This is a genomic window from Schlesneria sp. (genome assembly GCF_036405755.1).
Classification (GTDB): domain Bacteria; phylum Planctomycetota; class Planctomycetia; order Planctomycetales; family Planctomycetaceae; genus Schlesneria; species Schlesneria sphaerica.
The window spans coordinates 1-11,067 of record NZ_DASWWZ010000219.1; the positions used below are offsets into that span (position 1 = coordinate 1).

The following is an 11,067-nucleotide window of genomic DNA, read 5'->3' on the forward strand; positions in this document are numbered from 1 at the left end:
TCCGGTCCGCTCCTGTGTCGATTGGACAATCATTGCATCTGGCAAGGTCGGGCTCTCATGGGGAACCTCAAACCGGATGAAGTCCCACAACCCGGCCCAGCGTTCGTCTGCTGTTCTCCGTCTGACGAGAAACTTCGCCCCATTTCGGACGGCGATTGAAACCTCGGTCACAGCCGTAATGGCGACCTTTGGTTTTGGACGCGGAATCGTCGACTGCCGGTTGGTCAGGTATGCCTGGCAATAGGATTGAACAGGACATTCTCCACAGGCGGGGTCACGAGGCGTGCAAACTGTGGCGCCGAGCTCCATCAGTGCCTGATTGACTTGCCCCGGTTGTTTGCGCGGCAGGATGTTCTCCGCGAAATTCCACAGTTGCTCTTGTCCCCCCTTCGACCGGGGGTCTCCCTCGTAGCCCAGCAAACGGCAGTACAGTCGCAGGGTGTTCGCTTCCACGATCGGAGCACGCTGGTCAAAAGCGAACGAGGCAATTGCACCGGCGGTGTACCGTCCGATGCCGGGAAGGGACTGCAATTGAGCCAGATCAGTCGGAAACTGGCCTTCGTGCTGTTCCACGATGACTTTTGCCGCACGCAGAATATTGCGCGCACGGCTGTAATACCCCAGTCCCTCCCAGTAGCAAAGTATCTCCGTTTCTTCCGCACGGGCGAGTTCTTTCAGATCAGGAAACCGCGCCATGAATCGCTGGAAGAACGGGATGACGGCAGCCACCGTAGTCTGCTGCAACATGATCTCGCTGATCCAGATCTGATAGGGATCGGCAGTTCTCCGCCACGGAAGATCTCTCGCCCGCACGACGTACCATTCCCGTAGTTTTCGACGGAAGGAAGTGTGATCTGATGAATCCATTCAAAAACCGGGGCAAGGATGATGTTGAGTCTGGCGGGAAGTACAAAATCCGACGAACCAAGGACCTGTCGGAACGGTCCTGTATTCATGATGCGGACGAGACACGGATTCTACCCACCGAACGGGAACTCGCCCAGTTCCGCAATCCACACGCAATCGCCTCGCAACGGGAAGACGCTTTTGACTTGGGTCAACCTTGGTCTCGCTGGTCCAGACTGTGGGGGCGTCACTTTTTGGGGTCGTCACTTTGAGTGCTGACGTACGGATTCAAACGGTTAATATGCACTTTGCGGGTTGTGACGGTGGGATTGTCCGTGGCGTGGGTTGAATCTGACTTGTTGGCCCCGTAACGTGTGATTGGTAAGCTCATGCCTCGGTTTCCTCCTCTCACTCACTGCACCTGCTGATGATTCTGACCGGCGAAGAAATTAAGGCTCAGTTGGGAAAGAATATCATCATCGACCCGTTCAATCCGGCGATGCTGAACCCCAACAGCTACAACCTCAGCCTGCACGACGAGTTGCTGGTCTACGAGGAAATTGTGTTAGATGTGCGGCGCCCGAACCGCTATCGACGCAGTGTGATTCCTCCCGAGGGGATCGTTCTGCGCCCCGGCCAGCTCTATCTCGCCCGGACAGTCGAACGAACCGAGACGCACAATCTGGTTCCCATGCTCGAAGGACGGTCGTCGATCGGACGACTGGGCCTGTTCGTACACGTCAGTGCCGGCTTCGGTGATGTCGGCTTCTGCGGATACTGGACACTCGAACTTCAGGCGATCCACCCGATCCGCATTTATGCCGGTCTGCCGATCTGTCAGATTCTCTATCACACCGTTGTGGGTGAGATTACTGAATATCGAAACGGCAAATACCAAAACAATCATGACATTCAGCCGAGTCTCTTTTTTAAAGAGCTTCAGGCACCGGCCAAAGACCCGCAGATGCGACTGGCTTTCGGTCAGGAGATGGCCGAGTAAATTCGTGTCCAACGAACTGTTCCTGGAAGTGATTCAGTGCTGTAACAGTCACGGAAGCACTCTCACTGAAGCGGCGGTGCGACACAGCAGAGACAACATCAGACTCAGCAGTCTCGACGGGACTGTGCAGACACATTTAGAATAAAGGTCTTGCCATCACACGAGCGAGTGGTCCAGCACGAGAGCAAGAAGACAAGTCTCGCTGAATTGCAGGCGGGCAACCCGTCCCAACCGGCCATTGGGATGTCGACCCGTGCTACGACCCAGAGTGTAGTACCACGAACCAGAGTGAAATTGCGAAAGTGATCAACGGAGTGCGATGCATGACGAATGTGTCGCCAAACCGTTGGTGCGTGACACAAACAGACAACCGACACCTCCATAATTGAGCAATCCATCAATGCCGACCCGTGCTCCTGGCTACTTCGAACAACTTCTGTCAGAACGCATTCTCGTGCTCGATGGCGCCATGGGCACGATGATTCAGCGATATTCCCCGGGCGAGGCTGACTACCGGGGCGAACGATTTGCAAAGCACCCGATTGATCTCAAGAATGCAGGCGATGTCCTGGTGCTGACTCAGCCCCAGATGATCGGTGAGATTCATCGACTGTATCTGGCGGCGGGTGCCGATATCATCGAGACCGATTCGTTCAACGCCAACACCATTTCCATGGAAGAGTTCGGTCTCGCCGAATTCACCCGTGAGATCAATGTCGAAGCGGCCCGTCTGGCTCGGGCCGCCTGCGACGAGTTCACGTCCAAAACACCAAAGAAACCTCGTTTCGTTGCGGGCAGCATCGGCCCGACCAAGGTTCTGCTGTCGTTTAATGCTGACAAGCCAGGCTATCGTCCCGTGACGTTCGACCAGATGGTCGCGTCCTACTCCGAACAGGTTCGAGGTTTGATCGAAGGGGGCGTCGATCTGCTGCTTCCCGAGACCTCGTTCGACACACTGAACATGAAGGCCTGTCTGTTCGCGATTGAAGATGTCTTCGCGGAAACCGGTGTACGTTTGCCGGTCATGGTCTCCGGCACCATCTTCAACGGTGGCCGAACCTTAACTGGTCAATCGGTCGAATCGTTCTGGACCTCGGTTTCTCATGCTCCGATGCTGACGATCGGACTGAACTGCGCACTGGGGCCCAAGCAGATGCGCCAGTACGTCGAGACGCTGGCGAATCTGGCACCCAAGTACATCAGTTGTTATCCGAATGCGGGGATGCCCGACGGATTCGGTGGGTTTGATTCGAATCCCGGTGAAGTCGCCGCCAACCTGCGCGAGTTTGCCCAGAACGGCTGGGTGAACATTGTCGGGGGATGCTGCGGCACGAACCCCGACTACATCAAGGCGATTGCCGAAGCTGTCGAAAACGTCCCTCCGCGGCAGGTTCCAGACATTCCGGCCACCTCGGCGTATTGCGGAAAAGAGCGTATTGAGCTTAGTCCCAGTTCCAACTTCATGATGATTGGTGAACGGACCAACGTCACGGGGTCGCGCAAGTTCGCACGTCTGATCAAGGAAGGGAAGTTCGACGATGCTCTGGCCGTGGCCCGCGAGCAGGTCGAGAGTGGCGCGAACATGATCGACGTCAATATGGACGAAGGTTTGCTCGACAGCCAGGTCGCGATGACGACGTTCGTCAACCTGATTTCTGATGATCCCGACGTCAACCGCGTTCCCGTGATGGTCGATAGTTCCAAGTTCAGTGTGATCGAAGCGGGTCTCAAATGCCTCGACGGCAAGGGGGTCGTGAACTCGATCAGCATGAAGGAAGGCGAAGCCGCCTTCCTGGAACAGGCAAAGCGGATTCGACGGTATGGCGCGGCCGTCGTCGTGATGGCATTCGACGAACAGGGCCAGGCGACGGATTGCGAAGACAAAGTTCGTATTTGCAAGCGTGCTTACGACCTGTTGACGACGCAAGCCGGCTTCCCGCCCGAAGACATCATCTTCGATGCTAACATCCTGACCGTCGGTACGGGGATGGAAGAGCATGCAAACTACGCAGTCGAATTCATCGAAGCAATTCGGCGCATCAAGGCTGAATGCCCCGGCGCGAGGACGTCAGGTGGCGTCAGTAACGTTTCGTTCTCGTTCCGAGGTAACGATGTTGTCCGCGAGGCGATGAATGCCGCGTTCCTGTACCACGCCATCCAGGCGGGTCTCGACATGGGCATCGTCAACGCCGGCCAACTTGAAGTCTATGAAGAGATCGACAAAGAACTGCTCGTCTACATTGAAGACGTGCTGCTGAATCGTCGACCGGATGCGACCGAGCGTCTGATCTCGTTCTCGGAAAAGTTCAAATCCGGGACGAAGGAAGAAGCCGTTGCGGCTGTCGAAGAGTGGCGATTTGGTTCGGTGGAAGATCGACTGAAACATGCCTTGCTGAAAGGGATCGCTGACTACATCGACGCGGATACCGAAGAAGCCCGACTGAGCTACGGAAAGCCGCTGGACGTCATCCAGGGACCGCTTATGGATGGCATGAATGTCGTAGGCGCACTTTTCGGAGCAGGAAAAATGTTCCTGCCGCAGGTCGTCAAAAGCGCCCGTGTCATGAAGAAAGCGGTCGCTTACCTCGAGCCGTTCATGGAGGCGGAACGAGCCGCCGCTGCAGCGATGCCGAATGCAGCAGAAGTTGCCGTCGAGGAAGACACCGATCGGGGACGTGGACGCGTGCTGCTGGCGACCGTCAAAGGGGACGTCCATGACATCGGCAAGAATATCGTCGGAGTGGTCCTGCGGTGTAACAGCTTCGATGTTATCGACCTCGGAGTGATGGTCTCGTGCGACAAGATTCTGGAAGTGGCGAAGCAGAAAAATGTGGACGTCATCGGTCTGAGCGGTCTGATTACCCCTTCGCTCGATGAAATGGTCCATGTTGCGAAGGAGATGCAGCGCCTGGGTTTCACTGTTCCACTGCTGATCGGGGGTGCGACGACGTCCGCCAAACATACTGCGGTCAAAATCGCTCAGCACTACGATCATCCTGTGGTCCACGTCGTCGACGCGTCCCTCTCGGTACCAGTGGTCGAGAACATGCTGGATGCCGAACGCAAAGCCGAATTCATCGAGAAGAACCTCTCGTCGCAAGCCCGTGACCGCTCGACCTACGAAGCGATGCAGGCAAATCGCAAGCTGGTGCCGTACGCAGAAGCCCTCAGTCGGCGATTCGCGACGGACTGGTCAACCGTCAGGATCGATTCGCCTGCGTTCCTGGGAACGCGAGTGGTCGATGTCCCCCTGGCTGAACTGGTGCCGTTCATCGACTGGTCACCTTTCTTCCAGACGTGGGAACTGAAAGGGAAGTACCCCAAAATTTTCTCGGATCCGGTTGTGGGCGAACAGGCGAAGAAGGTCTTCGAAGACGCTCAGCAACTTTTAAAACGGATCGTGGATGAGAAACTGCTGACTGCACGAGGTGTGTATGGCTTCTGGCCTGCCGTGACCGAGGGGGACGACATCCTTGTGACGCCGATCAGCAACGGAACGATTGATAGTTCCAAACCGGTCATGCGTTTTTCAATGCTGCGTCAGCAATGGGAACGTCCGGGTCAGTCCGACTTCCGCTCGTTGGCTGACTACATTGCGCCGATTAGTGCTAACCGCCAGGACTACCTCGGTGCCTTCGCGGTCACGACAGGGATTGGCTGTGACGAACTGGCGAACAAGTTCCAGAACGAACTGAATGACGATTATCTTTCCATCATGACCAAAGCCCTCGCTGACCGACTGGCCGAAGCCTTTGCAGAATATCTGCACAAGAAGGCGCGCGAAGAGTGGGCCTACGGACGTGAAGAGAAGCTGACGAACGAGGATCTGATCGGCGAAAAGTATCGGGGGATCCGACCCGCTCATGGCTATCCCGCGTGTCCGGACCACACCGAGAAGACCAAGTTGTTCCAATTGCTCGATGCCGAACGTCAGACGGGTATCAAGCTGACGGAAAGCTTCGCCATGCATCCCGCCGCCAGCGTCAGCGGGTTATACTTCGCTCACCCCGAGGCACGCTATTTCAGCGTCGACAAGATCACAAAAGACCAGGTCGAGGATTACGCAAAACGGAAAGGGATGCCGATCGAACTGCTGGAACGATGGCTCTCTCCGAATTTGGGGTATGACAACTGACGAACAATCGCTGACTCCTGTGATCGGTGCACATGCAGGCAACCTGCCCCTGTGCGCCGGTCACAGTCTCTGCGAGAACCGCTGGGAAGGAACGCTCGGCGAACAGCCTTCCTTTTAACGACTTGTGTAAGTGTGAGTTTCCGCGACGCTCGCCACGGAGGTACTCTCACTCGCGGGCCGTCGAGCGGGATCGGGTCAACGGGGTGAGGTTGCAGGAACAAAGATTCGGAGACAGCTCGTGGATTGGGGAGCGATTTGGCTGAGTCTGAAACTGGCCAGCGCTGCGACCTCGATCCTCTTCGTGGCTGGCATTCCCCTGTCGTACTGGCTGGCAACGACTCGCTGGCGGGGGCGATTCCTGGTGGAAGCCGTCGTCGCCTTGCCTTTGGTGCTGCCACCGACGGTGCTGGGGTTCTATCTGCTGGTCGGACTGGGACCTCACGGGTTCGTTGGAAAAGCCTGGCACAGCCTGTTTGGAACACGGCTTCCCTTTTCGTTTCCGGGAATTCTGATTGGTGCCGTGCTGTTCAATCTCCCTTTTGCGATCCGCCCTTTCACAGCGGCATTTTCCGCGATGGACCGTCAACTTGTCGAAGCGGCGTGGTGCCTGGGAGTTTCCCGCTTCGAAACATTCCGCCGTGTGATCCTGCCGCTGTGCTGGCCGGGAATTCTCGCCGGCGTGATACTGACATTTGCACATACGATTGGTGAGTTTGGCGTCGTGCTGATGCTGGGAGGAAATATTCCCTCGGTCACACGAACGATCTCCACGTCGCTTTACGACGACGTGCAAAGTCTGAACTACGTTTCAGCAGGCAGAACCGCCGCGACATTGTTGGGCTTCTCGTTCGTTGTACTCTGTATCACTCAGTGGCTGACTAACCGGAGTGCTGCGAGATGACGCTCAATCTGGTCGCGAACTTTTCGCTCCAGTACCACAAGGGCCCCCGACTGGACATCGAGTTTACCCAGTCGACGCAAGGCTTTTCTGTGACGTCGTTGATCGGCCCTTCGGGATGCGGCAAAACGACCTTCCTGCGGTGTCTGGCGGGATTGCACCACCCGGATCATGGGTTGATCCAGTTTGGCGACCAGATCTGGTTTGATCGCTCACGCCGGGTTGCCCTTTCCCCGCAGCAACGGGACGTCGGATTTCTGTTTCAGGATTACGCCCTGTTTCCGCATCTGAACATCGCGGACAACATCGGGTTTGGCTTGCAGCAGAGTTCATCACGCGAACGGCGCCGACGAATTCATGAAATCATGACGCAGTTAGATCTTGCCGGGCTCGAACTGCGGTTCCCACATCAATTGTCCGGTGGGCAGCAGCAGCGGGTGGCATTAGGACGAATCCTCGCCCGACGCCCACGGTTGTTGTTGCTGGACGAACCCCTCTCGGCGCTGGATGCCCTGTTGCGGGAACGCCTGCGAGCTGAACTCCGCCAGATCCTGCAGGAGTTCGGGGTCCCGACGATTATCGTAACACACGACCGCGTCGAAGCGATGGCCCTGGCAGACCGTGTGGCCGTAATGGATCAGGGGCGAATCCAGCAGGTCGGAACGGTCGAAGACGTTTTCTCGCGGCCCAGTAATGCCAGACTGGCACTACTGGTAGGGGTGGAAACCGTGGTTGCAGGGGAGATCATCGCCAATGATCAGGGGTTGGCCACCGTGCAGGTCGGACAAACGTTGCTGCTGTCCGTCGCTCCATCGGCCGCGACCCGACTGGTGCATGTCTGTATCAAAGGGGAGGACGTCGCGCTGCAGAAAGGCACACCGGGTACCACGACGATCCGTAATCAACTGCGGGCCACGATCCGGTCTCTCACCCCCGAAGGCCCTTTGATTCGAGTCGGTCTGGAGTGCGGTTTCGAGATGACCGCGCTGATCACCCGACCCGCTCAGGACGACCTGAAACTACAGGTTGGTGATGTCGTGACCGCGATGGTGAAGGCTCCCGCCATCCATTTGATCCCCCGATCCGGCTGAAACCCGCAATCGATTCAGCTTCTTCGAGGTTCTGTCGCTACAACCGCGTCGGTTTCACTCTCTTTCCCAGATTCGCAGTTGAGTCCGAATGCGGCATCGCACTGCTTACGCAGCCGTTAAAACTTCGCAGTCCTTCCTCGTCGCTTACGGGCCAAAAACAGAGCGGCCCGGGAAATACAGGACGTTTCGGTCATGACCGCTCGCAAAGCCGTTCGATGATGAAGAGTGTTCGACGAAGGAGAACTCGGTCCGAGTCGATTCGGCGATTCATCCGACAAGATGTTGGAGCGAGACAACAATGCTCAGTCCTTTCAATCCATCTCGCCCATCAATGCCTTCCAGTTCTGGCCGATCGGACGAAATGGTGCTCACGCTTCTTTCTGGATCTCAGTCCATTCAAGTGAACCACGATGGATTCAAAATCGGAACGGGTCGTCAATGCGACCTGATTCTGGAAGATCCCACGATTCCTCGCTTGCACAGTCAGATTCACATTCAATCTGGCGCAGTCTGGATTGAAACCGTCTGTGACGACCTGTACCTGACCGTGAATGGCGCCACCTGTCGACGGATGGCACTGCGTGACGGCGATCGCTTGCAGATTGGTTCCACCCGGTTGTCGATCCAGCTTGCTCCGCAACCCCTCGTCGCCGAAGTCGGTGAAGCGACAAATGAAGGCCTTCCCGAAGACCTCGCGTCACTTACGGCAGAGGAATTGTGTGATCGGATTCTGACCGAGCAGGCAATCGTCAAGGAACTGTCCGCAGACGCCGACAGTGGCTGGGGGGCTCTCGTGAAAGCGATTGAAGCGGTCAGAGAAGTGCCGACATCGCTGGAGTCAGAGAACATTCCTCATGCGGAAGAAGTCCGCGTCTACAATGCACTGCTGAGTCATCTTCAGGAACTGCAGGTGGCCATCGCGGATCGAACACGCGAACTGAACCAGAAAGAGGCCGAGGTGCTCGCCACGGCGTCGATGATGGAAGAGACCCAAAAACGGGTGACGCAGCGACTGGACGTGATTCTCGACCATCTCAACGGTCCCGAGTCCAACGAACTGCGAGCGAGTGCCTGAACCCGCGTCGGCGGGGGATTTCCGTCTTCAGGTGGACCCTGTATACATGCACGTCGTCGATCGTGAGTAACAAGGTCCGTACACTGAACAGGACTTCCGCAAGACGAGGGCCGTCGAAGTGCGGCGGGCGAGTCAGTACTTCAATTTCGCCCACCTCCGATCGGCAGATGCCGGGTCTCTCGAAGTTCGTCCATGTTGCGGCCCCGGACTTTGGCGACCGATCCGACCGGCACAACTGCCGGTCTGGTTCGACTCATGCTTTACCGCAGAGTCGTTCGAGATCTTCGAAGTAGTTGGGATAGGTCTTCGACGTGCATCCAGGGTCAGAAATGACGATTCCGGGAACTCGAAGTCCGATCAGCGAAAAACTCATGGCCATTCGATGATCATCATACGTTGCCACGGTACCGCCGTGGAGCGGCCCCGGGTGAATGGTCATGCCATCGGGGTGTTCTTCCACACGGCAACCTAATTTCTGCAGTTCAGTGACGACTGCAGTGACCCGATCGGTTTCTTTCAACCGCATGTGCGCCACATTGCGGATTCGCGTGGGACCCGTGGCGAACGGAGCGACACAAGCGAGCGTTTGTGCGGTGTCGCTGATGGCGTTCATATCGATATCGATCCCCTGCAGCGGCCGACCCTGGACGGTCACACTGTCGGCGTTCCAGGTCACCTGGCATCCCATCTGCTCGAGTGCGCGAACGAAGTGCACATCTCCCTGCAGAGCGTTTGCATTCAGGCCATGGACGGTGATGTTGCCTTGAGTCACTGCGGCGAGGCCAAAAAAGTAACTGGCCGCGGAGGCATCGGGTTCAATGTCGTAGGTCGTCGCGACGTACGTCTGAGGAGTGATCCGATAGACGCCCGCCTCGGGCCGGTCAACGTTGACACCGAACTGAGACATTACGGCCAGTGTCATTTCAATGTAGGGCTCAGAGACGAGTTCCCCTGCCAGACGGATTTCAACCGTCTGTTGAGCACAGGGCGCGGCCATCAGCACGGCACTGAGGAACTGGCTTGAGAGATTGGCCTTGATCGAAATCGTTCCCCCCGGCAGGCCTTGTCCGTGAATAAGGACGGGCGGGCAGTCGTTGCCAAGTTCACACTCGACTTCGATTCCAAACTGCCGCAGCGCGACCACCAGGTCGGCGATCGGCCGCTCTCGCATGCGGGAATTGCCATCCAGACGATATCGTCCCTGTCCCAACGCACACAGCGCCGTGAGAAACCGGATACTGGTGCCGCTATTTTCGAGCCAGAGGTCAGCCGCATTCGTGGGAGGATTTCCGTGACAACCGTCGATTCGGACAGTCCCTTTCACAGCATCGTGATCGACGGTCAGACCCAATCGCTGCAGACTGTCGATCATGACCTGGGTGTCGCGACTGTCGAGGACACCCGTTAAATGCGATGTCCCGTTTGCCAACGCTGCCACGACCAGGGCACGATTCGTGAGACTTTTTGAACCGGGCGGTCGAATCGATCCGTTGACAGGGCCACAGACAGGTTGAATTTCACGAGAGGGTGTCATCTGCAATTGGTATCCTGAGTTGCTGTCGTGACGCATGACACGTCATGGTAAGGCGGTTTTGGCAGGGGGGCGGTTTCGTGTGAAGGAGTAATTTCCTAGCGTCGGGCGATGCGAGTCCGGCTGTTGCCCCGCGACTGCATTCTTACCCGAATCACCTCGGGCAGGGCCGTTTCGAGCGGGGTGTCGGTCGTGAGACGGTGGTAGACTAGCCCCAGTCGTGAGCAAATCCCTTCGATCGATTTCAGGTGCGCGGTGAATTTCGCCAGATAATCACGACGGACGGCAGTCGGATCGACATAGAGACGGCGGTCGGTTTCCAGATCAGTAAAAAGTTCGGGGGTAGTAAACGTGAAGCTGAGTTCTTCCGGATCCAGGACGTGGAAGACAATCACGTCCTGACCGCGGACAGTCAGGCTTCCGAGGCTGACTTCGAGAGTCTCGAGCGGTGCCAGCAAATCCGAAATCAGAACCAGCATGCCCCGTTTATT

The 11,067-nt window shown here is 56.9% G+C and carries 9 protein-coding genes; 6 read left to right on the forward strand and 3 right to left on the reverse strand.

Annotated features, from left to right (window positions below; all coding sequences use genetic code 11):
• Positions 1-867: A/G-specific adenine glycosylase (gene mutY, locus VGE80_RS07515; protein ID WP_440592207.1), on the reverse strand; the 867-nt coding region annotated here is incomplete at its 3' end.
• Between mutY and VGE80_RS07520 the strand changes: the two genes are divergently transcribed.
• The 6 genes from VGE80_RS07520 to VGE80_RS07545 all read left to right on the forward strand — a co-directional run bounded on the left by VGE80_RS07520 (position 858) and on the right by VGE80_RS07545 (position 9,045).
• Positions 858-1,118: a hypothetical protein gene (locus VGE80_RS07520; protein WP_440592208.1), complete on the forward strand. Its 261-nt coding sequence runs from the start codon at positions 858-860 to the stop codon at positions 1,116-1,118. The two genes, mutY and VGE80_RS07520, sit on opposite strands and share 10 nt — an antisense overlap.
• Positions 1,119-1,273: 155 nt before the next feature.
• Entirely contained in the window at positions 1,274-1,846 is a 573-nt protein-coding gene (gene dcd, locus VGE80_RS07525) for a dCTP deaminase (RefSeq protein ID WP_440592209.1), read from the forward strand.
• A gap of 400 nt (positions 1,847-2,246) precedes the next feature.
• Positions 2,247-5,981 carry a methionine synthase gene (metH, locus tag VGE80_RS07530; protein WP_440592210.1) on the forward strand — a complete coding sequence of 1,245 codons (3,735 nt, stop codon included), beginning with the start codon at positions 2,247-2,249 and terminating at the stop codon, positions 5,979-5,981.
• 238 nt (positions 5,982-6,219) lie between these two features.
• Positions 6,220-6,882 (forward strand): molybdate ABC transporter permease subunit, encoded by a 663-nt coding sequence (gene modB, locus VGE80_RS07535; protein ID WP_373651855.1) that lies wholly within the window; start codon positions 6,220-6,222, stop codon positions 6,880-6,882.
• Positions 6,879-7,970, forward strand: coding sequence for an ABC transporter ATP-binding protein (locus VGE80_RS07540; protein WP_440592211.1), 1,092 nt, complete (start codon positions 6,879-6,881; stop codon positions 7,968-7,970). Before modB ends, VGE80_RS07540 begins: the two co-directional genes overlap by 4 nt.
• Before the next feature lie 361 nt (positions 7,971-8,331).
• The gene (locus tag VGE80_RS07545) at positions 8,332-9,045 is read left to right on the forward strand and encodes an FHA domain-containing protein (RefSeq protein ID WP_440592212.1); all 714 of its coding nucleotides are present in this window, start codon (positions 8,332-8,334) and stop codon (positions 9,043-9,045) included.
• 253 nt (positions 9,046-9,298) lie between these two features.
• On the opposite strand, the gene aroA is transcribed toward VGE80_RS07545, so the two are convergent.
• Positions 9,299-10,579, reverse strand: a complete 1,281-nt coding sequence (gene aroA / locus VGE80_RS07550) for a 3-phosphoshikimate 1-carboxyvinyltransferase (RefSeq protein ID WP_440592213.1) — start codon at positions 10,577-10,579, stop codon at positions 9,299-9,301.
• Positions 10,580-10,674: 95 nt separating this feature from the next.
• Positions 10,675-11,067 (reverse strand): DUF58 domain-containing protein (locus VGE80_RS07555; RefSeq protein WP_440592214.1); only part of this gene is annotated, 393 nt, incomplete at its 5' end.

Excerpts from the sequence above, each read along its gene's own strand:
- VGE80_RS07540 (WP_440592211.1), top strand. The coding sequence starts at position 6,879 with ATGACGCTCAATCTGGTCGCGAACTTTTCGCTCCAGTACCACAAGGGC.
- metH (WP_440592210.1), top strand. The coding sequence starts at position 2,247 with ATGCCGACCCGTGCTCCTGGCTACTTCGAACAACTTCTGTCAGAACGC.
- VGE80_RS07520 (WP_440592208.1), top strand. The coding sequence starts at position 858 with ATGAATCCATTCAAAAACCGGGGCAAGGATGATGTTGAGTCTGGCGGG.
- VGE80_RS07545 (WP_440592212.1), top strand. The coding sequence starts at position 8,332 with ATGGTGCTCACGCTTCTTTCTGGATCTCAGTCCATTCAAGTGAACCAC.
- aroA (WP_440592213.1), bottom strand. The coding sequence starts at position 10,579 with ATGACACCCTCTCGTGAAATTCAACCTGTCTGTGGCCCTGTCAACGGA.
- dcd (WP_440592209.1), top strand. The coding sequence starts at position 1,274 with ATGATTCTGACCGGCGAAGAAATTAAGGCTCAGTTGGGAAAGAATATC.